The sequence below is a fragment of the Pseudomonas sp. YH-1 genome, from assembly GCF_051990045.1.
GTDB lineage: Bacteria > Pseudomonadota > Gammaproteobacteria > Pseudomonadales > Pseudomonadaceae > Pseudomonas > Pseudomonas nicosulfuronedens.
In genome coordinates this window covers 1,176,986-1,203,253 of record NZ_CP178184.1, presented here as the reverse complement: position 1 = coordinate 1,203,253, position 26,268 = coordinate 1,176,986, and the positions used below count along the sequence as shown (strand labels likewise).

The following is a 26,268-nucleotide window of genomic DNA, read 5'->3' as shown; positions in this document are numbered from 1 at the left end:
CCCCGCCCCTGCAGCCCGCGGGCCGCGGGGTTTGCGTGGGTGCAGCTTTTCCCTAGCCTGCGACTACAAAAAACATAATTTCGCTAATCCCAGCCTCTGAACAGAATGCGGCCAACACCTCATCGCTAGCCGCAACAAGAACAAACGTGATCAGAGTCTGAGGAAGCAAGCCATGACCGACCTGAATCCAGGCGCCTTCGGCAAGAAGTCGCTTGATAACCTGGAAATCGACACGCTGGTCGTTGGCGCCGGACAAGCCGGCGTGGCCATGAGCGAGCACCTGACCCAACAGGGCGTGCCGCACATCGTGCTGGAAAAGAGCCGCATCGCCGAAGCCTGGCGCACTGGCCGCTGGGACTCCCTGGTCGCCAACGGCCCGGCCTGGCATGACCGCTTCCCGAACATGGAATTCCCGGTCGGCCCGGACGATTTCCCGCATAAAGAGCAGGTGGCGGATTACTTCGTCGCCTACGCCAAGCAGTTCAACGCGCCGATCCGCACCGGCGTGGAAGTGAAGAAGGTCACCCGCAACGAAGGCCGCCCCGGCTTCACCGTGGAAACCTCCGAGGGCACGATCCAGGCCCTGCGCATCGTCTCCGCCACCGGCCCGTTCCAGCGCCCGGTGATCCCGGCCATCGCGCCGAAGGACGAAGGCCTGTACCAGATCCACTCGGCCAAGTACTACAACCCGCAGCAGCTGCCCGAAGGCGCCGTGCTGGTGATCGGTGCCGGCTCTTCCGGCGTGCAGATCGCCGACGAGCTGAACCGCGCCGGCAAGAAGACCTACCTGTCCGTGGGCGCCCATGATCGCCCGCCGCGCGCCTACCGCAACCGCGACTTCGTCTGGTGGCTGGGCGTGCTCGGCCTGTGGGATGCCGAGGAAGTGCAGCCGGGCCGCGAGCACGTGACCATCGCCGTGAGCGGTGCCCGTGGTGGCGAGACCATCGATTTCCGTCGCCTGGCCAACGAGGGCATCACCCTGACCGGCCTGACCAAGTCCTTTGAAGGCGGCAAAGTGACCTTCCAGGACGACCTGGTGGCGAACCTGAAAGCCGGCGACGACAACTACCTCGGCCTGCTCGACGCCGCCGACGCCTATATCGAGCGCAACGGCCTGGACCTGCCGCTGGAGCCGGAGGCCCGCAAGGTCTTCGCCGATGCCGAGTGCATTCGCCATCCGATCCAGGAACTGAACCTCGCCGACGCCGGCATCACCGCGATCATCTGGGCCACCGGGTACGCCGTGGACTTCAACTGGCTGCAGGTCGACGCCTTCGACGACAAGGGCAAGCCCAAGCACCAGCGCGGCGTGTCCCGCGAGCCGGGCGTGTACTTCGTCGGCCTGCCGTGGCTGTCCCGTCGCGGTTCCACCTTCATCTGGGGCGTCTGGCACGACGCCAAGCACGTGGCCGGCCACATCGCCACCCAGCGCCGTTACGTCGAATATCAGGACGCCTCGCAGCGCGAAGGCTCCGTACCCAAAGCCGCATCCTGGGAGTAAGAGATGCCTACCCATACTCGCATTCGCATGTTCAACACCAAGGACACCTACCCGAACCAGACCCTGGACAACGACCTCTGCCAGGCCGTACGCGCCGGCAACACCGTGTACGTGCGCGGCCAGGTCGGTACCGACTTCGAGGGCAACCTGGTAGGGCTGGGTGACCCGCGTGCCCAGGCCGAGCAGGCGATGAAGAACGTCAAGCAACTGCTGGAAGAAGCCGGCAGCGACCTGTCGCACATCGTCAAGACCACCACCTACCTGATCGACCCGCGCTACCGCGAGCCGGTGTACCAGGAAGTCGGCAAGTGGCTGAAGGGTGTGTTCCCGATCTCCACCGGCCTGGTGGTGTCGGCCCTCGGCCAGCCGCAGTGGCTGATGGAGATCGACGTCATCGCGGTCATTCCGGACTGATCGATGACCTGAAAGACGATGCGGCGACGCGGGATTTCCTGCCTCGCCGCTTCGTCGTTTGTGCAGGTTTGCGCGACTAGAACAAGCAAAGGAGCCACCATGACCTTCTCCATCGTCGGCCGCTGCGCCGAAACCGGACAACTGGGTATCGCCATCAGCTCGTCGAGCATTGCCGTGGGCGCCCGCTGCCCCTGGGTACGCGCCGGCGTCGGTGCGGTGGCCACGCAGAACATCACCCTGCCGGCCCTCGGTCCGCAGATCCTCGACCAGCTCGAAGCCGGCCTGGAGCCGGGCGCAGCGCTGGACAAGGCACTCTCCAGCAACGGCTACAGCCAGTACCGCCAGGTGACGGTGATCGACCAGCACGGCAAGGTCGCGCTGTTCACCGGCAGCGAAGCCCTGGGCGTATACAACGCCGTGGCCGGGGAAAACTGTGTGGCGGCTGGCAACCTGCTGTCCTCCCCCGCCGTGATCGAAGCCATGACCCAGGCCTTCGAAAGCGCCAACGGCTGCCTGGCCGAGCGTCTGCTCGCCGCGATGCAGGCGGCGATGGCCGCCGGTGGCGAAGCCGGCCCGGTGCATTCGGCCGCGCTGAAGGTGGTCGGCGACCTGGTCTGGCCGATCGTCGACCTGCGCGTGGACTGGGCGGACGAAGCGCCCATCGATGAGCTGGAGAAACTCTGGGTGGCCTACAAGCCGCAGCTGGAGGACTATCTCGTGCGCGCCCTCGACCCGACCAAGGCACCGAGCTACGGTGTGCCGGGCGACGAGTGACGCAATGCCTGACCTGCGAGAGCCCCCTCTCCCTAACCCTGGCTGCGCGCCCCGCTCCGAAGGGAGAGGGAACCATTCGTCGCAAGATGAGACCATGCTGTCAGCCGGCACGGTCAGCCCCCTCTCCCTTCAGGGAGAGGGCTGGGGAGAGGGTATTCACCCAAACACCGAAACCGCGCATTGACAAAGAAAGCCCCAATGCAGGACCCGACCATGCCTTCCAGCCGTGAAATCCTCGCCGACCTGATCGCCTTCGACACCGTCAGCCGAAACTCCAACCTGGCGCTGATCCACTACATCCGCGACTACCTCGCAGGCTTCGGCATCGCCTGCGAGCTGTTCCACGATGCCGAAGGCGGCAAGGCCAATCTCTACGCCACCCTGGGCCCGCAGGACCGCGGCGGCGTGTGCCTGTCCGGCCACACCGACGTGGTGCCGACCGATGGCCAGCCGTGGACGGTGCCGCCGTTCGAACTGACCGAGCGCGACGGTCGTCTCTACGGGCGCGGCACGGCGGACATGAAGGGCTATATCGCCTGTGTGCTGGCGGCGGTGCCGGCGTTCCTTGCCCAACCGCTGCGCCTGCCGGTGCACCTGGCCTTCTCCTACGACGAGGAAGTCGGCTGCCTCGGCGTGCGCTCGCTGCTCGCCGCGCTGGAGCACCGCGAGCACAAGCCGATGCTCTGCATTATCGGCGAGCCCACCGAACTCAAGCCGGTGCTCGGCCACAAGGGCAAGCTCGCCATGCGCTGCCAGGTGCACGGCGCGCCGTGTCACTCGGCCTATGCACCGCAGGGCGTGAACGCCATCGAATACGCGGCGAAGCTGATCGGCCGCCTCGGCGAGATCGGCACCCGCCTGGCGGAGCCTGCGCGCCACGACCCGCGCTTCGACCCGCCCTATTCCACCGTGCAGACCGGCGTGATCAGCGGCGGCCGCGCGCTGAACATCGTGCCCGCCGAGTGCCAGTTCGATTTCGAGGTCCGTGCGCTGCCCAGCGATGACCCGCAACAGGTCGCCGATGACCTGCGCGCCTTCGCCGAGGCCGAGCTGCTGCCGAAGATGCGCGCGGTAAAGGCCGAGACGGATATCCGCTTCAGCGAAATTTCCGCCTATCCGGCGCTGGTCACCGACCAACAGGCGCAGGCCGCCGAGTTGATTGCGCTGCTCAGCGGTTCGCGGGATTTCACCACCGTCGCCTACGGCACCGAAGGCGGGCTGTTCCACCAGGCCGGCATCCCCACCGTGGTCTGCGGCCCGGGCAGCATGGACCAGGGCCACAAGCCGGACGAGTTCGTCAGCCTGGAGCAGTTGGCCAGATGCGATGACATGATGGGGCGGTTGGCGGAGTGGTTGCGCGGTTAGGCTGCACGCTCCTGCGAGATCAAAAGCCCCTCACCCTGCCCCTCTCCCAGAGGGAGAGGGAACCGTTTGGAGCAGGGTGAAACTGCAGCGCCAGCCGGCACGATCGGCCCCCTCTCCCTCCGGGAGAGGGCTGGGGTGAGGGCAGGACGTGACACGGGCTGCCCAGCCGGGTTCGCGAGCAAGCTCGCTCCTACGAAGAGCCGTTAGCGCGGACCTGTAGGAGCGAGCTTGCTCGCGAACAGCCCCGGCACGTGTCGATCAGGCAAACGCCGCGCGCAACTCGTCCAGGCTCGCGAAGTAATGCGCCGGGCTCTCCGCCATCAGCTCCTCGCGGCTGCCAAAGCCATAGCCGACGCCCGCCGCGGAAAGGCCATTGCGGTGCGCGCCGATCAGGTCGTGCTTGCGGTCGCCGATCATCAGCGTCTGCTCGAGATCCAGCTGCTCGATGCCCAGCAGATGTTCGATCAACTCGACCTTGTTGGTGCGCGTGCCGTCCAGCTCGCTGCCGTAGATCACCTTGAAGTGCCGGGCAAAGTCGAAGTGGCGGGCAATCTCGGCAGCGAACACGGTCGGCTTGCTGGTGCAGATGTACAGTGTGCGGCCCTGGCCGCCGAGCAATTGCAGCAGCTCGGCAACACCGTCGAACACCTTGTTCTCGTACAGCCCGGTGTCCTTGAAGCGCACGCGGTAGTGGTTCACCGCCTCCCAGGCGCGCGCCTCGTCGAAGTCGTAGGTGCTCATGAAGCACTGCAGCAACGGCGGGCCGATGAAGTGTTCGAGCTGGCGCAGGTCGGGCTCGTCGATGCCCAGCTGGGCGAGCGCGTACTGGATCGAGCGGGTAATGCCCTCGCGCGGATCGGTGAGGGTGCCGTCGAGGTCGAAGAGGATGTTCTGGTAATGCATGAGGTCAGCGTCCGGCCGCGAAAGTCGGGCGGGAAGGATACTGTGCAAGGCCGCCCGCGCGAAGCGCGGATCGCCGAACGACACGTCAGGGCGCAGAGCCCTGCCCTTGCCTGAGCACCCGGAAGCCGCCGCTGACACTCACCGGCTCGGCCTCCCCGGCGCCGTAGGTCTGCACGTTTGAGTCATCGTCTGGCTCGTCCTCCGGCTGTGCCAGGCGGCCGGCCAGGCTTGCCTGGACGCGAGCGCCCAGGTGATCCACGCCGGACATTACCCCGCCGTCCGGATCACGCATCAGCGCCAGCCACTGTTCGTCGAAGGCGGCGTTGATCTCCTTGCGCAACTGGGTCTCCACCTCGGGCCGTTCCTTGTCGTTGCCGGCCATGCTGAACAGGGTGAAGGCCACCGAGATGACCGAACCGGCGACCTTGCCCGCTGCGCCCGCCACCACGCCGGCGATGCTGCGATTCTTCAGTTCATTGACCAGCTTCGCGCTGGTGCGCTGCGCCACCGGCGAGACGCCACTGACCCTGGTGCCGGCGCCGGCCTTGCCGGAGGCGGTGCGAATCTCCTGCATCAGCGCGGTGAAGGCGGGCAGCTTGCCGATGTCCTTGGCGTACACCACGTCATACAGCGAAGCATCGCGGCTGGAGGGCGGGCCCAGAGAGATCGCCGGGATACCCATCAGGTGCTCGTCGAAGGCCTTCTGCGGTATGCCGCGATGCTGGGGAATCGCCTTCACCGCCACGGTGAGCAGCTCGATGTAATGCCGCGTGGCCTTTTCCATCACCGAATCGGGGTCGATCTGCTTCGCCACGGGGACGAGCACTTGCTTGCGGTACTGCTCCTGCAGGTAGGCGGCGAGCTTGTCGACGGTGGGATCGAGGTCGCCATGGGACCCCATCTTGTACCAGGCGACCTTCATGCCCAGCCATTGCTGGGTCCAGTAGCTGGAGAACCAGGGAATGAATTTTTCGTCGGTGCGTTGATAGACCAGGTCCATCCACTGCTGCATGGCTTCTTCAGCATAAGCACGAGCCTGGGACGTCGCGGCGAGCGACGCGGCGCCGATGTCGGCGTCGACCTGGTGCCAGGTGGCTTCTGTGATGGGGGCAGCCGGTTGAGCGGGATGTTGGGCGCAGCCACCCAGCGCCAGCAGAAGCAGCGCGATGACACCGCCGCGCCGCCAGGGCGAAACGGTGGCACTGGGGGAGCACAGACTGTTCATGGCCGCTCGCCGGCTCGGCGGTGCCGTGATGGCTGGCCGCCCGCTGCTGAACCCGGCCGGGCACGCGCTGGCGTCCGGTCACCTGAGCTCAGTATAGGGCGCAAGGCCTGGCGCGGCGGGCCGTCCGGCGGTTCGACCAGGTTCGCGAGCAAGCTCGCTCCTACGACGAGCGCGGAGTCCCCTGTAGGAACGAGCTTGCTCGCGAACCGCCCAACCAGATGAATCGATCGGAACGTAGGGCGGATAGCACCACAGGCGTTATCCGCCGTTCGGAAATCGGTGGATAAAGCGTTGCGCTTTATCCACCCGTCGGGACGATTACTCGCCCGCAAACCCCTCGGCGATATGCTGGTCCTTGAGCTTCACGTAGTTCCCGGCTGTATAGCTGAAGAACGCACGCTCCTTGTCGCTCAGCGGCCGGGCCTTCTTTACCGGGCTGCCGACATACAGGAAGCCGCTCTCCAGCACCTTGCCCGGCGGCACCAGGCTGCCGGCGCCGAGGATCACCTCGTCCTCGATCACCGCACCGTCCATGACGATGGAACCCATGCCCACCAGGATGCGGCTGCCGAGGGTGCAGCCGTGCAGCAGGACCTTGTGGCCGATGGTCACTTCGTCGCCGATGGTCAGCGGGAAGCCGTCCGGGTTGAAGGGTCCGGCGTGGGTGATATGCAACACGCTGCCATCCTGCACGCTGGTGCGCGCGCCAATGCGGATGCGGTGCATGTCGCCGCGGATCACGACGAGCGGCCAGACCGAGCTGTCCGTTCCGATCTCCACGTCACCGATGACCACGGCGCTGGCATCGACGAACACGCGCTCGCCGAGGGATGGCGTTTTGCCCTGATAGGTTCGAATCGTCACGATAGTCTTACTCTGGCTGCGGTTACGGCCGATTGTATTTAAGATGGCCGGGTGTTTCTTCAGCCAAGGTGCCACCGTGAGCGCGAATCCTCTTCTGCAGAGCTACGACCTGCCGCCCTTCTCCTCCATTCGCCCCGAGCACGTGAAGCCGGCCATCGAGCAGATCCTCGCCGACAACCGCGCCGCCATCGCGCGCATCCTCGCCCAGCAGAACGGCACCCCGACCTGGGCCGGCCTGGTACTGAGCATGGACGAACTGCATGACCGCCTGGGCAAGGCCTGGAGTCCGGTCAGCCACCTCAACGCGGTGTGCAACAGCGCCGAGCTGCGCGATGCCTACGAAGGCTGCCTGCCACTGCTGTCCGCCTACTGGACCGAGCTGGGCCAGAATCGCGAGCTGTTCAAGGCCTACGAGGCGCTCGCCAGCAGCCCCGAGTCGAAAGGCTACGACGTCGCCCAGAAGACCATCCTCGAACACGCCCTGCGCGACTTCCGTCTGTCGGGTATCGACCTGCCGGCCGAACAGCAGCAGCGCTACGCCGAGATCCAGACGCGCCTGTCCGAGCTGGGCAGCCGCTTCTCCAACCAGCTGCTGGATGCCACCCAGGCCTGGACCAAGCACGTCACCGACGAAGCCGCGCTGGCCGGCCTGACCGAATCGGCCAAGGCACAGATGCAGGCCGCCGCGCAGGCCAAGGAGCTGGACGGCTGGCTGATCAGCCTGGAATTCCCCAGCTACTACGCCGTGATGACCTATGCCGAGGACCGCGCGCTGCGCGAAGAGGTCTACGCCGCCTACTGCACCCGCGCCTCGGATCAAGGCCCGAACGCCGGGCAGAACGACAACGGCCCGGTGATGCAGGAAATCCTCGACCTGCGCCAGGAGCTGTCGCGCCTGCTGGGCTTTGCGAACTTCGCCGAGCTGTCCCTGGCCACCAAGATGGCCGAGACGCCCGAACAGGTACTGAACTTCCTCCGCGACCTGGCCGTGCGCAGCAAGCCCTTTGCTGCCCAGGACCTGGAGCAGCTCAAGGCGTACGCCGCCGAACAGGGCTGCGCGAACCTGTCGAGCTGGGATGCCAGCTACTTCGGCGAGAAGCTGCGCGAGGCGCGCTACAGCGTGTCCCAGGAAGCCCTGCGCGAATACTTCCCGATCGACAAGGTGCTCTCCGGCCTGTTCGCCATCGTGCAGAAGCTCTATGGCATCCAGATCCGCGAGCTCTCCGACTTCGAGCGCTGGCACCCGGACGTGCGCCTGTTCGAGATCGAGGAAAACGGCCAGCATGTGGGCCGCTTCTACTTCGACCTCTACGCCCGCGCCAACAAGCGTGGCGGCGCCTGGATGGACGGCGCCCGCGACCGTCGCCGCACCGCCGGCGGCGACCTGCAGGCGCCGGTGGCCTACCTGGTGTGCAACTTCACCCCGGCGGTCGGCGGCAAGCCGGCGCTGCTGACCCACGATGAAGTCACCACCCTGTTCCACGAATTCGGCCACGGCCTGCACCACCTGCTGACCCGCGTCGAACACGCCGGTGCCTCGGGCATCAATGGTGTGGCCTGGGACGCGGTGGAGCTGCCGAGCCAGTTCATGGAGAACTGGTGCTGGGAGCCCGAGGGCCTGGCGCTGATCTCCGGCCACTACGAAACCGGCGCGCCGCTGCCCCAGGACCTGCTGGAGAAGATGCTCGCGGCGAAGAACTTCCAGTCCGGCCTGATGATGGTCCGCCAGCTGGAGTTCTCGCTGTTCGACTTCGAACTGCACGCCACCCACGGCGACGGCCGCAGCGTGCTCGACGTGATCGAAGCGATCCGCGACGAAGTCGCGGTGATGCGCCCGCCGGCATACAACCGCTTCGCCAACAGCTTCGCGCACATCTTCGCCGGCGGTTACGCGGCCGGTTACTACAGCTACAAGTGGGCCGAGGTGCTGTCCGCCGATGCGTTCTCGCGCTTCGAGGAAGAAGGCGTGCTCAACCCGGCGACCGGCGCGGCCTTCCGCGACGCGATCCTGGCCAAGGGCGGCTCCCAGGAGCCGATGGCGCTGTTCGTGGCCTTCCGTGGCCGCGAGCCGTCCATCGACGCCCTGCTGCGCCACTCGGGCCTCTCCGAGGAGGCGGCGTGATGAGCGAGGTGAAGAAACGCTTCATCGCCGGGGCCGTCTGCCCGGCGTGCAGCGAGCAGGACAAGATCGTCATGTGGGACGTCGATGGCGTGCCGCACCGCGAATGCGTCGCCTGCGGCTATGCCGACACGCTCAACGCCCAGGGCCAGTCGGTACCGAAAGAGCTCTCCACCCGCGTCAACACCAGCGCGCTGGAAAAGCCCAAGGACCCGAAAGTGCAGGGGGTGCAGTTCTTCCCCAATCCGAAGCTGAAGAAGCCGCAGGAATAGCGTTCTGACGTTGTGCTGAAAATGCCCCGGCTTGCCGGGGCATTTTTTTGCGCCGCCGAAAGACCGCGCACCACCACCAACATCAAGGAATGTCGATGCGGCCTTGCCCTAGCATGGCCTTGCGCCCCGCTCGCCCGGCCACCCCAGGATCGCCATGGCCGGCTAGTCTGTAGGGCATCGCCGCAAGGAATCCGCCAGATGCCACCACCGACCCGAAGGAAGCGCCCCCGTGCTTGACCGCTTTGGCATGCTCGAGGTGATGCGCGCCTCGCGCCTGACGCAGTTCCCGATCAGCCCGGTGCTGCGCGAAACCCACGGGTTCAAGGGTCGCCTGACCTTCTTCCTGCTGTTGGCCGGTGCGCTGGTGTTCACCTTCGCCGCGCTCGGACATGACATCCATGCCAGCGGCACGCATCTGGAGCCTGGCTGGTCCGCGCTGGTGCTGGTGGTCGCGCTGCTGATCGCCCTGGGCTTCGAATTCATCAACGGCTTCCACGACACCGCCAATGCGGTGGCCACGGTGATCTACACCAACGCTCTGCCACCCCGTTTCGCCGTGGCCTGGTCCGGGCTGTGGAATTTCCTCGGTGTGCTCTTCTCCAGCGGCGCGGTGGCCTTCGCCATTGTCTCGCTGCTGCCGCTGGACCTGCTGCTGAAAGTGGACAGCAGTGCTGGCCTGGCGATGATCTTCGCCCTGCTGATCGCCTCGATCCTGTGGAACCTCGGCACCTGGTGGCTGGGGCTGCCAGTGTCTTCATCGCACACGCTGATCGGCTCCATCGTTGGCATCGGCCTGGCCCACGGCGCCATGGCCGGGCATATCGGCCTGTCCGGCAATGCGTGGTCGCAGCTGCTGACGGTGGGCTATGCACTGTTCCTCTCGCCCGTAGTAGGCTTCTTCGTCGCCTTCGTGCTGCTGCGGGTGATGAGCGCGACCATCCGCAATCGCGCCCTGTTCCACGCGCCGGAGGGACGCACACCCCCACCCCGCTGGATTCGCGCAACCCTCATCCTGACCTGCACCGGCGTGTCCTTCGCCCACGGCTCCAATGACGGGCAAAAGGGCATCGGCCTGATCATGCTGATCCTGATCGCTACTGTTCCCTTGGCGTTTGCCGTGGATCGCGCGCACTCGCCGGAGCAGACCCGGCAGTTGCTCGCCCTCACCCAGGCCAGCCAGGAACAGTTGCACCGCGCCGGCGGCAGCCCCGCAGCGGACCCGCGCCACGTGCTGCTGAGTTACCAGGAAGATGCCGTAGTGAAGCCGGAACTGCTGCCCTCGCTGGGCAGCGTGATTGGCGACACCAGCGCGCGCCTGGAGCGCTATGGGCAGTTGGACAAGGTGCCGGCCGAAGAGGTGCAGGAACTGCGCAACGACCTCTACCTGATCCTGGAGACTGTCCGCCTGCTGGACCGCAGCGACCAGCACTTCGAACTGGAAACCTGGAGCAGCCTGCAGGCGCTGCGCCAGGGCGGCGAGCAGGCGATCCGCTTCATCCCGGTGTGGGTGAAGGTCGCAGTGGCCCTGGCACTGGGCCTGGGCACGCTGGTGGGTTGGCGGCGCATCGTCACCACGGTCGGCGAGGGCATCGGCAAGACACCGCTGACTTATGCACAGGGCGCCTCGGCGCAACTGGTGGCCATGCTCACCATCGGTGCGGCGGACGGATTCGGCCTGCCGGTATCGACGACTCAGGTGCTCTCCTCCGGCGTGGCCGGCACCATGGCCGCCAACGGCAGCGGGCTGCAGTGGCCGACCATCCGCAACATGCTGCTGGCCTGGGTACTGACGCTGCCGGCGGCCATCGGCCTGGCGGCGGGGTTGTACTGGCTGTTTACCCGGCTGCTGTAGGCCCTCGCTCCTACGAAAAGCGACGCGGTCGACCACCGAGCAAGTAATGCTGGCTGTGGAAAACTCAGTGGATTACTGTATTCATATACAGTAATCCTTCAGAGCCTTCCCACATGACCACTTCCCTTCCGCCCCGCGGCCGGGGTACCGCTAGCAATCCACACAACCGCTTCGCGCCGACCACCTCGGTGCCTGTGGATAACGACTGGTACGACGAAGTGCCCAAGCCCCAGGTGACCGAAATCCGTACCGAGCGGGCGAAGTCGGTGATCTCGCGCAACCAGTCGCCGGACCTGCCCTTCGACCGCTCGATCAACCCCTATCGCGGCTGCGAGCACGGTTGCATCTATTGCTACGCGCGGCCGAGCCACGCTTACTGGGACCTGTCGCCAGGGCTGGATTTCGAGACGAAGCTGATCGCCAAGACCAACGCCGCCGAGGTGCTGGAAGAGGAACTGAGCCGCAAGGGCTATGTCTGCGCACCGATCAACCTGGGCGCCAATACTGATCCTTACCAGCCCATCGAGCGCCAGCAGCGCCTGACCCGGCAGATCCTTGAGGTGCTGCTGCGTTACCGCCATCCGGTGACCATCGTCACCAAGGGTTCGCTGATCCTGCGCGACCTCGACCTGCTGGCCGAACTGGCGCAGCACCGGCTGGTGGGCGTGATGATCAGCCTGACCAGCCTGGACGACGAACTCAAGCGCATCCTAGAACCGCGCGCCGCCGCACCCTCCGCACGCTTGCGGGCGATCCGCGTGCTGCGCGAGCACGGCATTCCGGTGGGCGTGCTGTGTTCACCGATGATCCCGATGATCAACGACCGCGAGCTGGAGGCGCTGCTCGAGGCCGCCCACGACGCCGGTGCCCAGAGCGCCAGCTACATGATGCTGCGCCTGCCGCGCGAAGTCGGCCCGCTGTTCGAGGAGTGGCTGGCGGCGCACTACCCGCAGCGCGCCAACCATGTGATGAGCCTGATCCGCCAGCTGCGCGGCGGAGAAATCTACGACAGCCGCTTCGGCCACCGCTTTCGCGGCGAAGGCCCGTTCGCCGACCTTCTGGCCAAGCGTTTCGAGGTCGCCATGCGCCGCCTCGGGCTGGGTCGGCGCGGCAGCTTCAATCTGGACTGCACGGCGTTCGCCCCGCCGCGCAGCCAGATGAGTCTGTTCTGAATCAGCGGTCGGGGGCCACCAGGTCCGCCATCATCTGGGCGAGTTGCAGCGGCGAGTTGAGCAGCTTGTCGAGGACGACCAGCACGTTCTTCTCTTCCTTGCTGACCTTGCTGCCAAAGCCGAAGAAACCACCGGAGGACTCGGCCACGGCCTTGCCCAGTGCCAGCAGGTCCTTCTTGAAGGCCGCCGCGTCATCATCGCTGGCCTGCTGTTCCAGCAGACGGTTGACGTCGACGAAGTACTGCAAGCGGTTGAAGTCGGGGCTGATGAAGCGCTGCAGGAAGTCCATCAGCACCGCACGGCCGTTGGGCGTGTCGAGGCTGAGCTCGGTCATGACGCGTTGCATCAGCACGCTGGGGTACTTGCCGGACTCCTTGAACAGCTTGCCGAAGGCTTCGGCCTCCTTGGCGTCTATCTCGCCGTCGGCGCTGGCAACCATGCAGAAGATCGCCACGGGCGCCTCGCGCAGGTGCTTCCAGTCTTCGCTGGAGAAACCGGCGAAGCCGGTCATGCCGGTGATCTGGTCCTGCTGGTGCTCTTTCCAGATCGCACGGCCCTCGGCATGCTCGTCGCGGCCCTGGTAGAAGGCGTCGATCAGCGGTTGCAGCTCGTCCTGGGCAATGCCGGTGACGCCCAGCAGCTTGGGCTTGAAGACGGCGAAGCCTTCATGGCTGTGGGCATGCCGATAGGGAACCGCCAGTTGCATCTCTCGACGCGGCTCGGCGTAGGAAACTACGTTCAGAATCAGCGCATCGACCTTGCCGACCTCCTTGTGGGTCACGAAGCCGTCGACAATCCACACTGCGCCAATCGCCTGCTGGGTGTTCTCCTGGTACATCCGTTGGCCTGCCTGCATGGCTTCTTCACCGGTATCTGCCATCAGCACCACCATCTTGAGCCGGCCATCCGGCTCCAGGCAGTGGAACATCGGCATCAGCAGCTCGCCGCCGCTGACCGTTTGTACCGCGCTCGCAGCCGCATTGCCGGCCATCCTGTAGATGTCTTGCATGGTCACATCCTTGTTTACTGGGGGGAGGGTCCGGCGTCGTGCGCCACGCTCGTCATCCTGACCAAGCGCTAGGCCCGGTGGTCCGGGTCTTACAGCAATCGCCACGAATAATGTCACATTGCCTGTAGCGAAAAGTGTGGCGTCGTCACAGTAGCACCGTGACATTTCATCGCCATGATAGCTTGCCGATATCATCGTGAAATGTCGGCGAAACATCATGAAAAAGCTCATTCCAGAGCGGTTTTTTAATTTTGGTTTAATCTTCGTTGTCTAGGGTTTGCGCATAAAGTGACTTATCGGTCACAACAGATTTTTTCCCGCGGCTGTGCCTTTTCTCCCCAGGGAGAGCGTCGGCTGACGTGGGAAAATTCTTCGTCTTTAATTCGAGGCTGATACATGAACGACAAAACGCACGGTGAGGATCACGCCCACGAATCTGCTGACGAGGCGCTTCGCCATATCGTCGAGGGCTTCCGCCAGTTCCGCCATGAGGTCTTCCCGCAGCAGGAAGAACTGTTCAAGAAGCTGGCCCATGCACAAAACCCGCGCGCCATGTTCATCACCTGTGCCGACTCGCGCATCGTCCCCGAGCTGATTACCCAGAGCTCGCCGGGCGACCTGTTCGTCACCCGTAACGTGGGCAACGTGGTCCCGCCGTACGGCCAGATGAACGGCGGCGTTTCCACCGCCATCGAGTTCGCGGTGATGGCACTGGGTGTGCAGCACATCATCGTCTGCGGCCACTCCGACTGCGGCGCGATGAAGGCGGTGCTGGCTCCCCAGACACTGGAAGGCATGCCGACCGTAAAAGCCTGGCTGCGCCACGCCGAAGTGGCCCGCACCGTGGTCGCGCAGACTTGTGGCTGCGCCACCCAGGAGCACCTGGGCATCCTCACCGAGGAGAACGTGGTCGCCCAACTGGACCACCTGAAGACTCACCCGTCGGTAGCCGCTCGCCTGGCTTCCGGTCAGCTGTTCATCCACGGCTGGGTCTACGACATCGAGACCAGCGCCATCAAGGCTTACGACGCCCAGGAAGGCCGATTCCGAGCCCTCGACGGCGAAGGTCCGACGCCGAGTGCGACCCCGCGTCCGCGCTACTCCCCCCAGTAAGCGGCTGATACCAGCACGCTCCCGGGGCGCGGCGGCCCAGCAGAACAAACACCGCGCCCCGCTTCTGACTTGATCCCTGCCTGAGGCGTACGCCCCCACCGTGTTCGTCATCCCTCTGAATTGCGCGTGTCGATGCGGTCGAGACCGGCGTCGTGGGCTTTCGCGCGCCCGAAAAATGCTTGAAGGAGAACAGTGCCATGTCGGCCTCCCACTCTGCTCCATGCGGATTTTCCCAGCTGCGCCAAGTGCTGCCACGCGACCTGCTCGCATCGGTGGTGGTGTTCCTCGTTGCTCTGCCGCTGTGCATGGGCATCGCCATCGCCTCGGGCATGCCGCCGGCCAAGGGCCTGGTGACCGGCATCATCGGCGGCCTGGTGGTCGGCGGCCTCGCCGGCTCGCCCCTGCAAGTCAGCGGCCCGGCGGCGGGCCTTGCGGTGCTGGTCTTCGAACTGGTGCGCACCCATGGCATCGCCATGCTCGGGCCGATCCTGCTGCTGGCCGGTGCGCTGCAATTGCTGGCGGGAAGGCTGCGCCTGGGCTGCTGGTTCCGCGTGACTTCGCCGGCGGTGGTCTACGGCATGCTCGCGGGCATCGGCATCCTCATCGTGCTGTCGCAGGTACACGTCATGCTGGACCTCAAGCCGCAGGCATCCGGGCTGGATAACCTGCTGGCGTTCCCCTCGGCGCTGCTGTCCGAAGCCAGCGGGTTCGATGCGGCGCTGCTCGGGCTGGGCACCATGGCCTGCATGGCGCTATGGGACCGCTTCAAGCCGGGCCGGCTGCGCATGCTTCCCGGCGCGCTGATTGGCGTGAGCCTGGCGACATTGGCATGCATCGCACTGCAGCTCGATGTGCTGCGAGTGAGCGTGCCGGAGCACCTCGGCGACGCCATCGACTGGGTCCGTCCGACCGACCTCGCCGCGCTACTCGACCCGACGCTCTTGCTGGCCGCCGTGGTGGTGGCCTTCATCGCCAGCGCCGAGACGCTGCTCTCGGCCGCCGCTGTGGATCGTATGCACAGCGGCCCGCGCTCGGACATGGACCGCGAGCTGAGCGCCCAGGGTGTGGGCAACATGCTCTGCGGGCTGGTCGGCGCGCTGCCGATGACCGGGGTGATCGTGCGCAGTTCGGCCAACGTGCAGGCCGGGGCGCGCAGCCGCGCCTCGGCAATCTTCCACGGGTTGTGGCTACTGGCGTTCGTCGTGCTGCTGGGCGGGTTGCTGCGGCAGATCCCCATCGCCAGCCTGGCTGGTGTGCTGGTCTACACCGGAATCAAGCTGGTGGATATCAAGGCCCTGCGTTCGCTGGGTCGCTATGGGCGCATGCCGGTACTGGTGCACGCGGCGACTGCGCTGGCCATCGTCGCCACCGACCTTCTGACCGGCGTGCTGCTGGGCTTCGCGCTGACTGTGTTGAAACTGGTGCTCAAGGCCGCGCGGTTGAAGATCAACCTGCGCTATGACGAGGAGGGCAACGGTGCCGAGCTGCGTCTGGTCGGCGCGGCCACCTTCCTCAAGGTGCCGGCGCTGTCCCAGGCCCTGCAATCAGTGTCACCCGGCACGCACCTGCGTGTGCCGCTGCAGCACCTGAGCTACATCGACCATGCGTGCATGGAGCTGCTGGAAGACTGGGGCCGCAGCGCTGCGGCCAGCGGCTGCCGGCTGTCCATCGAAGGTAACGGCCTGCGTCGCCGCGTGGAGGGCCGGGTGCGTGCGCTGCAGAGTGCGGGCTGAGGCTCAGTCGCGCCCCAACTCCAGCTCGACCCCGAATTGCCGCGACAGGCATGGCCACTGCTGCCACGCCATGACCACCTGCGGATCATTGAGGCGGGCACGGTAGCTGACGGCGGACTCGGCACTGAAGGTACTGTCGTCGAGCATGCCGTTGACCGCGTGGTGCACTGCTTCATCCAGCTGGTTGGCGAAAGGTTCGCCGATCAGCTGGTGCGCCACCAGGTTGGCCACCGTGGTGTCCAGCGGGATCAGCGGCTGGTTGAAGTGGGCGATGTAGCGGTCGTTCACCTCTTCCACCAGGCGGTGGGCGAGGTAAGCCTCGTCCAGCAGCGCATCCAGGCCATCGTGGCCATCGAGCAGCGCGGGCGGGGTGAGGAAGAACTGTTCGGCGAGCTTGAGCACCGGCTTGATGCGGTCCTCGATGCCGGCCGCGCGGGCTACCGAGTTGGCGGCGTCGAGGAAGTCCGGCACCTGCTCGATGTAGGCGTGGACGAAACGTGTCAGCGTGCCGTTGGGGTCCTCTCCCGTCAGGGCGATGCTCTTGTGCAGGCTTTGCAGTTGGCTCTGGATCAGGCGGGCGAGATGGCCATGGCGGGATTCGAGCAGGTGGGCATTCCGGATCAGCTCACGCAGTGCAGCGGTGTTCATGACAGCTCCAAGACAACGGGTTTGGAAAGTGAAGAAAGACCTTAGCCGCACCCCGGCCGTAGCTAAGACGCGATTGTCATATTCATGAACTGGTTATGCCGGCACGGCATATCAGACGGCCAGCATGGTACTCCAAACCCGCGTCGTCCGTGGCTTTGAGATCGCACTTCGGTCTTTCAAATACAGTTTTTACTCTGCGTTGTTATGTCGCAACCCGTGGCTATACTCCGCTTCGACACACCGAAAACCTGATGGACCCGGCCTGCCCTGCGTGCTGCCGAGGTACGACGTCAAAGTAAGTTGTCTTGGCGGTCACTCCCTTGGCCGTTGGCTTGTTCAGGCTCGATCCCTCTGGAATGGGGATCGCAGCCAGGGCGCTATGCCGGCGGGATAAAAACAACGATAAGGGGAACCCGAATGCTGCGACATCCACGAGTCTGGATGGGCTTCCTTTTGCTCTTGGCTTTCAGTCAGGCAAACGCCGCCTGGACGGTCAACATGACCCCCGGTGCGACAGAAGTCAGCCGTAACGTTTTCGATCTTCACATGACGATCTTCTGGATCTGCGTGGTCATTGGCATCGTCGTCTTCGGCGCGATGTTCTGGTCGATGATCGTCCACCGTCGGTCCACCGGGCAGCAGCCCGCGCATTTCCACGAGAGCACCACGGTGGAAATCCTCTGGACCGTCATTCCCTTCCTGATCCTCGTAGTGATGGCCGTTCCGGCCACCAAGACGCTGATCCACATGTACGACACCTCGGAGCCCGAGCTGGACGTGCAGGTCACCGGCTACCAGTGGAAGTGGCAGTACAAGTACCTGGGCCAGGACGTGGAGTTCTTCTCCAACCTCGCTACGCCCCAGGACCAGATCCACAACAAGGCCGACAAGGACGAGCACTACCTGCTCGAGGTGGACAACCCGCTGGTGCTGCCGGCCGGGGTCAAGGTCCGTTTCCTGGTCACCTCCAGCGATGTGATCCACTCCTGGTGGGTGCCGGCGTTCGCGGTCAAGCGCGACGCCATTCCCGGCTTCGTCAACGAGGCCTGGACCAAGGTCGACCAGCCCGGCGTCTACCGCGGCCAGTGCGCCGAGCTGTGCGGCAAGGACCACGGCTTCATGCCCATCGTGGTCGACGTCAAATCCAAGCCCGACTTCGACAAGTGGCTGGCCGAACGCAAGGAAGAGGCCGCCAAGATGAAGGAGCTGACCAGCAAGGAGTGGACGAAGGAAGAGCTGGTCGCCCGTGGCGACAAGATCTACCACACCGTCTGCGCCGCCTGTCACCAGCCCGAAGGCCAGGGCATGCCGCCGATGTTCCCGGCGCTCAAAGGCTCGAAGATCGTCACCGGACCCAAGGAGCACCACCTGGAGACCGTCTTCAACGGCGTCAGCGGCACCGCGATGGCGGCCTTCGGCAAGCAGCTCTCGGAAGTGGATATCGCTTCGGTGATCACTTACGAGCGCAACGCCTGGGGCAACAACGACGGCGACATGGTGACCCCGCAGGAAGTGGTCGCCTACAAGCAGAAACAACAATAAGGAGGCCGCGATGAGTACCGTGATCGATCACCCCGACCATTCTCACGCCGGCGACCACCACCACGGCCCCGCCAAGGGCCTGATGCGCTGGGTTCTCACCACCAACCACAAGGACATCGGCACGCTGTACCTGTGGTTCAGCTTCTGCGCCTTCCTGCTCGGCGGCTCCTTCGCCATGGTGATCCGCGCCGAGCTGTTCCAGCCAGGCCTGCAGATCGTCGAGCCGGCGTTCTTCAACCAGATGACCACCATGCACGGCCTGGTGATGGTCTTCGGTGCGGTGATGCCGGCCTTCGTCGGCCTGGCCAACTGGATGGTGCCGCTGATGATCGGCGCGCCGGACATGGCCCTGCCACGCATGAACAACTTCAGCTTCTGGCTGCTGCCGGCGGCCTTCGGCCTGCTGGTGAGCACCCTGTTCATGCCCGGCGGCGGACCGAACTTCGGCTGGACCTTCTACGCACCGCTGTCGACGACCTTCGCGCCGCACAGCGTGACCTTCTTCATCTTCGCCATCCACCTGATGGGCATGAGTTCGATCATGGGCGCGATCAACGTGATCGCCACCATCCTCAACCTGCGCGCCCCGGGCATGACGCTGATGAAGATGCCGCTGTTCGTCTGGACCTGGCTGATCACCGCCTTCCTGCTGATCGCGGTGATGCCGGTGCTGGCCGGTTGCGTGACGATGATGCTGATGGACATCCACTTCGGCACCAGCTTCTTCAGCGCTGCCGGCGGCGGCGACCCGGTGCTGTTCCAGCACGTGTTCTGGTTCTTCGGCCACCCCGAGGTGTACATCATGATCCTGCCGGCGTTCGGCGCCGTCAGCTCGATCATCCCGGCCTTCAGCCGCAAGCCGCTGTTCGGCTACACCTCGATGGTCTACGCCACCGCGTCGATCGCCTTCCTGTCCTTCGTCGTGTGGGCGCACCACATGTTCGTGGTGGGCATTCCGCTGGTGGGCGAGCTGTTCTTCATGTACGCGACCATGCTGATCGCCGTGCCCACCGGGGTGAAGGTGTTCAACTGGGCGTCGACCATGTGGCAGGGTTCGCTGACCTTCGAGACGCCAATGCTGTTCGCCGTGGCCTTCGTCATCCTGTTCACCATCGGCGGCTTCTCCGGGCTGATGCTGGCCATCGCCCCGGCGGACTTCCAGTACCAGGACACCTACTTCGTGGTGGCGCACTTCCACTACGTACTGGTGCCCGGCGCGATCTTCGGCATCTTCGCCTCGGCCTACTACTGGCTGCCGAAGTGGACCGGCCACATGTACGACGAGACCCTGGGCAAGCTGCACTTCTGGATGAGCTTCATCGGCATGAACCTGGCGTTCTTCCCGATGCACTTCGTCGGCCTGGCCGGCATGCCGCGACGGATTCCGGACTACAACCTGCAGTTCGCCGACTTCAACATGGTCTCGTCCATCGGCGCCTTCATGTTCGGCACCACGCAGCTGCTGTTCCTGTTCATCGTCATCAAGTGCATCAAGGGCGGCAAGCCGGCACCGGCCAAGCCGTGGGATGGCGCGGAAGGCCTGGAGTGGACGATCCCGTCGCCGGCGCCTTACCACACCTTCAGCACGCCCCCGGAAGTGAAGTGACGTTCTGGCTCTTGTAGGAGCGAGCTTGCTCGCGAATGTCCCCGAAAGGACAAGGCATCAAGCGGTTCGCGAGCAAGGGCTAGGCGCCCCCCACGCTCCTACAGACAGAGGATTAACCCATGAGCGACGGCAACATCGAAACGCGCAAGCTGGTGACCCGGCTGGTCATTGCCGTGGTCGCCATGTTCGCCTTCGGCTTCGCCCTGGTGCCGCTGTACGACGTGATGTGCAAGGCACTGGGCATCAACGGCAAGACCTCCGGCAGCGCCTACCAGGGCGACGGCCAGGTGGTCGATCAGTCGCGCGAGGTGAAGATCCAGTTCGTCGCCAACAACAACATCGACATGGTCTGGGAGTTCCACCCCGAGGCCGAGCAACTGGTGGTGCATCCGGGCGCGGTGAACCAGATGCTGTTCGTCGCCTACAACCCCACCGACAAGCCGATGACCGCCCAGGCGATCCCGAGCATCGCGCCGTCGGTGGCGGCCACCTACTTCCACAAGACCGAATGCTTCTGCTTCACCCAGCAGGTGCTGCAGCCGGGCGAGCGCATCGAAATGCCGGTGCGCTTCATCGTCGACCGCGACCTGCCCAAGGATGTGCGTCACCTGACGCTTGCTTACACGCTGTTCGACATCACTGCCCGCAAGCCACCCGTGGCCAGTAACGAGCGCTGAAGGGCAAAGGAGAACAAGAGAGATGGCAACCCACGATCCCTATTACGTCCCCGCGCAGAGCAAGTGGCCGATCATCGCCACCCTCGGCATGCTGGTGACGATGTTTGGCGTCGGCACCTGGATGAACGACATGAGCGCCGGCAAGGAACACTCCCACGGCCCGTGGATCTTCTTCGCCGGCGGGCTGATCCTGGCGTACATGCTGTTCGGCTGGTTCGGCAACGTCATCAAGGAAAGCCGCGGCGGTCTCTACAGCCCGCAGATGGACCGCTCGTTCCGCTGGGGCATGAGCTGGTTCATCTTCTCCGAGGTGATGTTCTTCGCCGCCTTCTTCGGCGCGCTGTTCTACGTGCGCCACTTCGTCAACCCGTGGCTGGGTGGCGAAGGTCACCACGGCATCTCGCACATGCTCTGGCCGCAGTTCGAAACCGGCTGGCCGCAGCTCAGCAACCCGGACAACAAGCTCTTCCCGCCGCCCAAGGAAGTGATCGATCCGTGGAAGCTGCCGCTGATCAACACCCTGCTGCTGGTCACCTCCAGCTTCACCGTGACCTTCGCCCACCACGCGCTGAAGAAGAACCACCGCGGCCCGCTGAAGATGTGGCTGGCCGCGACGGTGGCGTTGGGCGCGTGCTTCATCGTGCTGCAGGCCTACGAGTACCACGAGGCCTACACCGAGCTGGGCCTGACCCTGGGCTCGGGCATCTATGGCGCGACCTTCTTCATGCTCACCGGCTTCCACGGCGCCCACGTGACCATCGGCGCGATCATGCTGAGCATCATGCTGATCCGCATCATCCGGGGGCACTTCGACGCCGACAAACATTTCGGCTTCGAGGCGGCCAGCTGGTACTGGCACTTCGTCGACGTGGTGTGGATCGGGCTGTTCATCTTCGTTTACGTGCTGTGAGGCGCGGTGGCGCGGGCTGCGGCCCGCGCCTTTTTCAGATCAGAAATGCCAGGGGGCGGAACTGCCGAGTTGGCCGCTGAAGAACCCCCAGGCGATGAGAGCGACGGTCAGGGCAGTCAGGGTGACACGCACGGTCAGCGCGTTGACCACCCGCGAACCGTGACCCTCGTCCTTGACCAGAAAGAACAGGCCACTGAACAGACTGACGACGGTCGCCAGCAACAACAGAACGATCGCAGCTTTGAGCACTACCGGCCTCCTGTCCGCAGGGGACTGGGGTTGAGGGGGATGTCTTGCAGTATAGCCAGCACGCATCTGAGCACCGTCAAGGCCGCGCCACGCGCGCCTTCCGGCCCGGCATCGCGCCGACCCTGGTGGTCCTCGCACTGCTGCCGGTGCTGATCGGCCTGGGCTTCTGGCAACTGTCCCGCGCCGCCGAAAAACGCACCCTCCTCGCCGCCGCCGAAGTGCAACGCCAGCAGGACCCGATCAGCATTGCCGAGCTCGAACGCCAACCGCCGCGCAGCTACGTTCGTGTACGCCTGCAAGGCCAGCTTGATGCCGAGCATACCGCCCTGCTCGACAACCGCACCCGCAACGGCCAGGCCGGCGTCGAGGTGCTGCAACCCTTCTTCGACCGCGTCGGCCACCAGTGGCTGCTGGTCAACCGCGGCTGGGTGCCCTGGCCCGACCGGCGCGTGCCGCCAAAGATCGATACGCCCAGTCACGACCTGTTGCTGGACGCCTGGACCTACGTCCCGCTGTCCGCCGGCCCGAGCGCTCCGCTCGCCGGTTGGCCGCGCCTGATCACCCAGGTGGACGCCCCGTTCCTGTGGGATCAGCTGGGCCGCGAAGGCAGCCCGCTGGAAATCCGCCTGGAGCCGGGCGACGCCGCCTTCGACACCGACTGGCCGATCGTCGCCATGCCGCCGGAGCGTCACGTCGGCTACGCCGTGCAGTGGTTCGCCCTGGCCATCGCACTCTCCGCCCTCTACCTCTACCTCGGCATCCGTCGCGCACGGGAGACCTTCGACCATGACCGCCATGACTCTGCCTGACTCCTCTGCCCGCCGCCGCGGGCGCGTGCAACTGCTGCTGATCCTCGGCATGGTGCTGGGACCGATGCTGCTTGCCACCGCCATGTACAAGCTGCAGTTCTGGGTGCCGGATGGCCGCAGCTACCACGGCGACCTGATCGCCACCGGACAGACTCCGGCCGACCTCGGCGTGCAGGACGACAAGGCCAGCGACCAGTGGCAACTGCTGGTGACCGCGCCGGAAACCTGCACCAGCGACTGCCAGCAACTGGTCTACCTGGCGCGCCAGATCAACATCGGCCTGGGCCGCGAGGCCAGCCGTGCCGAACACGCCCTCGCCTTCGCCAAACCGCTGCCGGCCCAGTTCACCGGCCTGCTCGACAAGGACTATCCGCGCCTGCAGCGCCTGGGCCTGACACCCAACCAGCACACCGGCGCCCAGCCGCAACTGTGGATCGTCGACCCCCACGGCAACCTGGTGCTGCGCTACGACGCCAAGGCCAACGGCAAGTCGATCCTCAAGGACCTGCAGCTGCTGCTGAAGCTTTCGAACATCGGTTAAGCCGGTTGAGACATCGCCAGCCCCACGACAACAACAAGATCGGGAGCGACGCATGATCCAGGCAAGACGCAAACCCGCCTTCTACCTCGCCGTGCTGGCCACGGCGCTGGCCTTCGTGGTCATCCTGCTGGGTGCCTACACCCGCCTGACCCACGCCGGTCTCGGCTGTCCGGACTGGCCCGGCTGCTACGGCTTCGTCCACGTGCCGCTGAACGAAGCACAACTGGCCCACGCCGAGATGCACTTCCCCGACTCGCCGGTGGAGGCGCAGAAGGGCTGGAACGAGATGATCCACCGCTACTTCGCTGGCAGCCTCGGCCTGCTGATCCTCGGGCTGGCGGTGCACGCACTGGTGCGTCGCGGCCGCGACGGCCAGCCCATGCGCCTGCCGCTGGTTCTACTCGCGGTGGTGATCGCCCAGGCGGCGTTCGGCATGTGGACCGTCACCCTCAAGCTATGGCCGCAGGTGGTCACCGCGCATCTGCTTGGTGGCTTCACCACGCTGTCGCTGCTGTTCCTGCTCAGCCTGCGCCTGTCCGGCGCCTTCGCCCCACTGCAACTGCCGTCGAAGCTGCGGGCACTCGCGGCGCTGGCCTTGCTGATGGTGACCGGGCAGATCGCCCTGGGCGGCTGGGTCAGCAGCAACTACGCGGCGGTAGCCTGCATCGACCTGCCGATGTGCCACGGCGAGTGGTGGCCGAACATGGACTTCGCCAACGGCTTCCACCTTACCCAGCACATCGGCCCGAACTACCTCGGTGGCCAACTCGACAGCGACGCCCGTACGGCCATCCACATGACCCACCGCATGGGCGCGCTGTGCGTGACCGCCGTGATCCTGCTGCTGGCCTGGAACCTCCAGCGCCATGGCCTGATCGGCATTACTGCGCTGATGCTGCTAGGGCTTTCCCTGCAGATCGGCCTGGGCATCAGCAACGTGCTGCTGCACCTGCCGCTACCGGTGGCAGTGGCGCATAACGGCGGCGGCGCCTTCCTGCTGCTGATGCTGGTGCTGGTGAACTACCGGGTGCGCGCGCCTGCGGCTAAGCGCGTCGAGCTGCCCGCCAGTAGCCCGATCGGCCTGGACGCGATGGAGCGCCCGGTGGCCTACCCCTCGCAGGGATGACTTTGCACCGTTGAGCAAGACGGACAGCCGGCGCCAGGGCGCGCCGGCCCCATTCACCCGATGGAGAAATGACCATGGCCAGCGTCATCAGCACTTCCAGCCAAGCCAGCTGGCGCGACCTGCTCGAACTGACCAAACCCAAGGTCGTGCTGCTCATGCTGATCACCTCGCTGATCGGCATGCTGCTCGCCACCAAGGCCGGCGTGCCCTGGCAGGTACTGGTCTTCGGCAACCTCGGCATCGGCCTGTGCGCCGGCGGCGCGGCAGCGGTGAACCATGTGGTGGACCGGCGCATCGACTCGATCATGGCGCGCACCCACAAGCGCCCGCTGGCCGAAGGACGCGTCTCGCCGCCCCTCGCACTGGGCTTCGCCATGCTGCTGTCGGTCGCTGGAATGGCGGTGCTGCTGGTGTTCACCAATGAGCTGACGGCCTGGCTGACGCTGGCTTCACTGCTGGGCTATGCGGCGCTTTACACCGGTTTCCTCAAGCGTGCCACGCCGCAGAACATCGTCATTGGCGGCCTCGCCGGCGCCGCCCCGCCGCTGCTGGGCTGGGTCGCAGTGACCGGGCAGGTTTCCGCCGAACCGCTGCTGCTGGTGCTGATCATCTTCGCCTGGACCCCGCCGCACTTCTGGGCCCTGTGCCTGCACCGCAAGGACGAATACGCCAAGGCCGACATCCCGATGCTGCCGGTGACCCATGGCGAGCACTACACCAAGCTGCACATCCTGCTCTACACCCTGGTGCTGTTCGCCGTGACGCTGATGCCCTTCGCCATCCACATGGCCGGGCTGGTCTACCTGCTCGCCGCGCTGGCCCTGGGCGCGCGCTTCCTCGACTGGGCCTGGGCGCTGTACTGCGGCAGCCGACCCCATGCGGCGATCAAGACCTTCAAGTACTCTATCGCCTACCTGTTCCTGCTGTTCATCGCGCTGCTGGTGGACCACTACCTGCCGCTGCACCTGAACTATTGAGGGTTCGCGAGCAAGCTCGCTCCTACAGGGGAACTCCGTTTGTAGGAGCGAGCTTGCTCGCGAACATCACCGCCCACTGCCAACGGCACGAACAGCAACACAAAGCCCAGACGTCCCGACCCACGAGAACCCCATGTCCCGAGTCAACAAGACCGTCTTCATCCTCGTCGCCATCGTCGCCCTGATCCTCGGCCTCACCGTCCAGAAGGTACTCAACCAGCGCCACCAGCTCGATCCGACCGTACTGCTCGACGCCGGCATCGTGATCCTGCCGCAGACCCGCAGCGTCCCCGACCTCGCCTTCACCGACCAGGACGGCCAGCCGTTCCAGACCGCCAGCCTGAAGGACAAGTGGTCCCTGCTGTTCTTCGGCTACACCTTCTGCCCGGACGTCTGCCCCACCACCCTGGCGCAACTGCGCGAGCTGCAGACCAAGCTGCCGCCGGAAGTGGCGAAGAACCTGCAGGTGGTGTTCGTCAGCGTCGACCCGCACCGCGATACCGCGCCGCGCATCAAGGAATACCTCGGCTTCTTCAATGCCGGCTTCAAGGGCATCACCGGTTCGGAAGAAAACGTACAGAAGCTGGCCAACGCCATGAGCATCCCCTACATCCCGGCGGACACCAGCAAGCCCAACTACACCGTCGACCACAGCGGCAACCTGGTCATCATCGGCCCGGACAATACCCAGCACGGCTTCATCCGCGCCCCGCTGCATAACGACAAGCTGGTCGCCCAGCTACCCGGCGTGGTCAGCGCGAACCACTGAACCGCGACACCGTGTCTCACCCCCAACGGCCACCCGATAACGGTGGCCGTTGTTTTTTCCGTGTCATTCGCGCTTTACCCGGACAAATCCGAAGTTTC

25 protein-coding genes are annotated in these 26,268 nt (G+C 65.2%); 19 read left to right on the top strand and 6 right to left on the bottom strand.

Annotation, left to right across the window (positions count from 1 at the left end):
* The first annotated feature begins 172 nt into the window (after window positions 1–172).
* The 4 genes from ACKI1H_RS05465 (at window position 173) to argE (ending at window position 4,054) form a co-directional block, all read left to right on the top strand.
* Entirely contained in the window at window positions 173–1,501 is a 1,329-nt protein-coding gene (locus ACKI1H_RS05465; protein ID WP_138519938.1) for a flavin-containing monooxygenase, read from the top strand.
* A gap of 3 nt (window positions 1,502–1,504) precedes the next feature.
* On the top strand, window positions 1,505–1,915 hold the full coding sequence (locus tag ACKI1H_RS05460; protein ID WP_015474916.1) for a RidA family protein: 411 nt from the start codon (window positions 1,505–1,507) through the stop codon (window positions 1,913–1,915).
* 99 nt (window positions 1,916–2,014) lie between these two features.
* Entirely contained in the window at window positions 2,015–2,689 is a 675-nt protein-coding gene (locus ACKI1H_RS05455) for a DUF1028 domain-containing protein (protein WP_138519939.1), read from the top strand.
* 213 nt (window positions 2,690–2,902) lie between these two features.
* Entirely contained in the window at window positions 2,903–4,054 is a 1,152-nt protein-coding gene (gene argE, locus ACKI1H_RS05450) for an acetylornithine deacetylase (protein ID WP_440467843.1), read from the top strand.
* Window positions 4,055–4,312: 258 nt separating this feature from the next.
* On the opposite strand, the gene ACKI1H_RS05445 is transcribed toward argE, so the two are convergent.
* The 3 genes from ACKI1H_RS05445 to ACKI1H_RS05435 form a co-directional block, all read right to left on the bottom strand.
* A complete protein-coding gene (locus ACKI1H_RS05445; protein WP_440467842.1) occupies window positions 4,313–4,957 on the bottom strand; it encodes an HAD family hydrolase in 645 nt (214 codons plus the stop codon).
* An 85-nt stretch (window positions 4,958–5,042) separates the two neighbouring features.
* Window positions 5,043–6,182, bottom strand: a complete 1,140-nt coding sequence (locus ACKI1H_RS05440; protein ID WP_440467841.1) for a hypothetical protein — start codon at window positions 6,180–6,182, stop codon at window positions 5,043–5,045.
* 318 nt (window positions 6,183–6,500) lie between these two features.
* Window positions 6,501–7,046, bottom strand: coding sequence for a gamma carbonic anhydrase family protein (locus ACKI1H_RS05435; protein WP_138519943.1), 546 nt, complete (start codon window positions 7,044–7,046; stop codon window positions 6,501–6,503).
* Between the two features lie 76 nt (window positions 7,047–7,122).
* On the opposite strand from ACKI1H_RS05435, the gene prlC reads away from it, so the two are divergent.
* The 4 genes from prlC (at window position 7,123) to ACKI1H_RS05415 (ending at window position 12,461) form a co-directional block, all read left to right on the top strand.
* Window positions 7,123–9,168, top strand: coding sequence for an oligopeptidase A (gene prlC, locus ACKI1H_RS05430; protein ID WP_138519944.1), 2,046 nt, complete (start codon window positions 7,123–7,125; stop codon window positions 9,166–9,168).
* A complete protein-coding gene (locus ACKI1H_RS05425) occupies window positions 9,168–9,437 on the top strand; it encodes a YheV family putative zinc ribbon protein (RefSeq protein ID WP_024763727.1) in 270 nt (89 codons plus the stop codon). Before prlC ends, ACKI1H_RS05425 begins: the two co-directional genes overlap by 1 nt.
* A gap of 247 nt (window positions 9,438–9,684) precedes the next feature.
* Window positions 9,685–11,289: an inorganic phosphate transporter gene (locus tag ACKI1H_RS05420; RefSeq protein WP_440468825.1), complete on the top strand. Its 1,605-nt coding sequence runs from the start codon at window positions 9,685–9,687 to the stop codon at window positions 11,287–11,289.
* 113 nt (window positions 11,290–11,402) lie between these two features.
* Window positions 11,403–12,461: a PA0069 family radical SAM protein gene (locus ACKI1H_RS05415; protein ID WP_440467840.1), complete on the top strand. Its 1,059-nt coding sequence runs from the start codon at window positions 11,403–11,405 to the stop codon at window positions 12,459–12,461.
* Window position 12,462: 1 nt separating this feature from the next.
* On the opposite strand, the gene ACKI1H_RS05410 is transcribed toward ACKI1H_RS05415, so the two are convergent.
* The gene (locus tag ACKI1H_RS05410) at window positions 12,463–13,470 is read right to left on the bottom strand and encodes a hypothetical protein (RefSeq protein WP_440467839.1); all 1,008 of its coding nucleotides are present in this window, start codon (window positions 13,468–13,470) and stop codon (window positions 12,463–12,465) included.
* A gap of 396 nt (window positions 13,471–13,866) precedes the next feature.
* Here ACKI1H_RS05410 and ACKI1H_RS05405 point away from each other — a divergent pair, with 396 nt between their 5' ends.
* Window positions 13,867–14,583, top strand: coding sequence for a carbonic anhydrase (locus tag ACKI1H_RS05405; protein WP_138519947.1), 717 nt, complete (start codon window positions 13,867–13,869; stop codon window positions 14,581–14,583).
* Between the two features lie 197 nt (window positions 14,584–14,780).
* Window positions 14,781–16,316 carry a SulP family inorganic anion transporter gene (locus ACKI1H_RS05400; protein ID WP_440467838.1) on the top strand — a complete coding sequence of 512 codons (1,536 nt, stop codon included), beginning with the start codon at window positions 14,781–14,783 and terminating at the stop codon, window positions 16,314–16,316.
* 3 nt (window positions 16,317–16,319) lie between these two features.
* On the opposite strand, the gene ACKI1H_RS05395 is transcribed toward ACKI1H_RS05400, so the two are convergent.
* Entirely contained in the window at window positions 16,320–16,964 is a 645-nt protein-coding gene (locus ACKI1H_RS05395; RefSeq protein ID WP_138519949.1) for a hypothetical protein, read from the bottom strand.
* Window positions 16,965–17,381: 417 nt separating this feature from the next.
* On the opposite strand from ACKI1H_RS05395, the gene coxB reads away from it, so the two are divergent.
* From coxB to ACKI1H_RS05375, 4 genes are all read left to right on the top strand, one after another.
* Window positions 17,382–18,506: a cytochrome c oxidase subunit II gene (gene coxB, locus ACKI1H_RS05390; protein ID WP_138519950.1), complete on the top strand. Its 1,125-nt coding sequence runs from the start codon at window positions 17,382–17,384 to the stop codon at window positions 18,504–18,506.
* A gap of 10 nt (window positions 18,507–18,516) precedes the next feature.
* Window positions 18,517–20,112 (top strand): cytochrome c oxidase subunit I, encoded by a 1,596-nt coding sequence (gene ctaD, locus ACKI1H_RS05385; RefSeq protein ID WP_081518890.1) that lies wholly within the window; start codon window positions 18,517–18,519, stop codon window positions 20,110–20,112.
* A 119-nt stretch (window positions 20,113–20,231) separates the two neighbouring features.
* Window positions 20,232–20,789, top strand: coding sequence for a cytochrome c oxidase assembly protein (locus ACKI1H_RS05380; RefSeq protein ID WP_081518891.1), 558 nt, complete (start codon window positions 20,232–20,234; stop codon window positions 20,787–20,789).
* A gap of 22 nt (window positions 20,790–20,811) precedes the next feature.
* Window positions 20,812–21,699 carry a cytochrome c oxidase subunit 3 gene (locus tag ACKI1H_RS05375; RefSeq protein ID WP_138519951.1) on the top strand — a complete coding sequence of 296 codons (888 nt, stop codon included), beginning with the start codon at window positions 20,812–20,814 and terminating at the stop codon, window positions 21,697–21,699.
* Window positions 21,700–21,738: 39 nt separating this feature from the next.
* Here the strand turns inward: ACKI1H_RS05375 and ACKI1H_RS05370 are convergent, their stop codons facing one another.
* Window positions 21,739–21,948: a twin transmembrane helix small protein gene (locus tag ACKI1H_RS05370; RefSeq protein WP_015474903.1), complete on the bottom strand. Its 210-nt coding sequence runs from the start codon at window positions 21,946–21,948 to the stop codon at window positions 21,739–21,741.
* 44 nt (window positions 21,949–21,992) lie between these two features.
* Between ACKI1H_RS05370 and ACKI1H_RS05365 the strand changes: the two genes are divergently transcribed.
* The 5 genes from ACKI1H_RS05365 to ACKI1H_RS05345 all read left to right on the top strand — a co-directional run bounded on the left by ACKI1H_RS05365 (window position 21,993) and on the right by ACKI1H_RS05345 (window position 26,170).
* Entirely contained in the window at window positions 21,993–22,757 is a 765-nt protein-coding gene (locus ACKI1H_RS05365; RefSeq protein ID WP_138519952.1) for an SURF1 family protein, read from the top strand.
* Entirely contained in the window at window positions 22,735–23,298 is a 564-nt protein-coding gene (locus ACKI1H_RS05360) for a hypothetical protein (protein WP_138519953.1), read from the top strand. The genes ACKI1H_RS05365 and ACKI1H_RS05360 overlap by 23 nt, the downstream gene beginning before the upstream one ends.
* 52 nt (window positions 23,299–23,350) lie before the next feature.
* Window positions 23,351–24,424, top strand: a complete 1,074-nt coding sequence (locus ACKI1H_RS05355; RefSeq protein ID WP_440467837.1) for a COX15/CtaA family protein — start codon at window positions 23,351–23,353, stop codon at window positions 24,422–24,424.
* Window positions 24,425–24,498: 74 nt separating this feature from the next.
* On the top strand, window positions 24,499–25,401 hold the full coding sequence (cyoE, locus tag ACKI1H_RS05350) for a heme o synthase (protein WP_440467836.1): 903 nt from the start codon (window positions 24,499–24,501) through the stop codon (window positions 25,399–25,401).
* A 133-nt stretch (window positions 25,402–25,534) separates the two neighbouring features.
* Complete coding sequence (locus tag ACKI1H_RS05345; protein WP_138519956.1) at window positions 25,535–26,170, top strand: SCO family protein; 636 nt, start codon at window positions 25,535–25,537, stop codon at window positions 26,168–26,170.
* Window positions 26,171–26,268: the final 98 nt, after the last annotated feature.

Coding starts and splice junctions, on each gene's coding strand:
- ACKI1H_RS05375 (WP_138519951.1), top strand. CDS start 20,812: ATGGCAACCCACGATCCCTATTACGTCCCCGCGCAGAGCAAGTGGCCG.
- ACKI1H_RS05455 (WP_138519939.1), top strand. CDS start 2,015: ATGACCTTCTCCATCGTCGGCCGCTGCGCCGAAACCGGACAACTGGGT.
- argE (WP_440467843.1), top strand. CDS start 2,903: ATGCCTTCCAGCCGTGAAATCCTCGCCGACCTGATCGCCTTCGACACC.
- ACKI1H_RS05410 (WP_440467839.1), bottom strand. CDS start 13,470: ATGCAAGACATCTACAGGATGGCCGGCAATGCGGCTGCGAGCGCGGTA.
- coxB (WP_138519950.1), top strand. CDS start 17,382: ATGCTGCGACATCCACGAGTCTGGATGGGCTTCCTTTTGCTCTTGGCT.
- ACKI1H_RS05465 (WP_138519938.1), top strand. CDS start 173: ATGACCGACCTGAATCCAGGCGCCTTCGGCAAGAAGTCGCTTGATAAC.
- cyoE (WP_440467836.1), top strand. CDS start 24,499: ATGGCCAGCGTCATCAGCACTTCCAGCCAAGCCAGCTGGCGCGACCTG.
- ACKI1H_RS05345 (WP_138519956.1), top strand. CDS start 25,535: ATGTCCCGAGTCAACAAGACCGTCTTCATCCTCGTCGCCATCGTCGCC.
- ACKI1H_RS05400 (WP_440467838.1), top strand. CDS start 14,781: ATGTCGGCCTCCCACTCTGCTCCATGCGGATTTTCCCAGCTGCGCCAA.
- ACKI1H_RS05360 (WP_138519953.1), top strand. CDS start 22,735: ATGACCGCCATGACTCTGCCTGACTCCTCTGCCCGCCGCCGCGGGCGC.
- ctaD (WP_081518890.1), top strand. CDS start 18,517: ATGAGTACCGTGATCGATCACCCCGACCATTCTCACGCCGGCGACCAC.
- ACKI1H_RS05460 (WP_015474916.1), top strand. CDS start 1,505: ATGCCTACCCATACTCGCATTCGCATGTTCAACACCAAGGACACCTAC.
- ACKI1H_RS05415 (WP_440467840.1), top strand. CDS start 11,403: ATGACCACTTCCCTTCCGCCCCGCGGCCGGGGTACCGCTAGCAATCCA.
- ACKI1H_RS05395 (WP_138519949.1), bottom strand. CDS start 16,964: ATGAACACCGCTGCACTGCGTGAGCTGATCCGGAATGCCCACCTGCTC.
- ACKI1H_RS05355 (WP_440467837.1), top strand. CDS start 23,351: ATGATCCAGGCAAGACGCAAACCCGCCTTCTACCTCGCCGTGCTGGCC.
- ACKI1H_RS05445 (WP_440467842.1), bottom strand. CDS start 4,957: ATGCATTACCAGAACATCCTCTTCGACCTCGACGGCACCCTCACCGAT.
- ACKI1H_RS05425 (WP_024763727.1), top strand. CDS start 9,168: ATGAGCGAGGTGAAGAAACGCTTCATCGCCGGGGCCGTCTGCCCGGCG.
- ACKI1H_RS05420 (WP_440468825.1), top strand. CDS start 9,685: ATGCTCGAGGTGATGCGCGCCTCGCGCCTGACGCAGTTCCCGATCAGC.
- ACKI1H_RS05405 (WP_138519947.1), top strand. CDS start 13,867: ATGAACGACAAAACGCACGGTGAGGATCACGCCCACGAATCTGCTGAC.
- ACKI1H_RS05440 (WP_440467841.1), bottom strand. CDS start 6,182: ATGAACAGTCTGTGCTCCCCCAGTGCCACCGTTTCGCCCTGGCGGCGC.
- ACKI1H_RS05380 (WP_081518891.1), top strand. CDS start 20,232: ATGAGCGACGGCAACATCGAAACGCGCAAGCTGGTGACCCGGCTGGTC.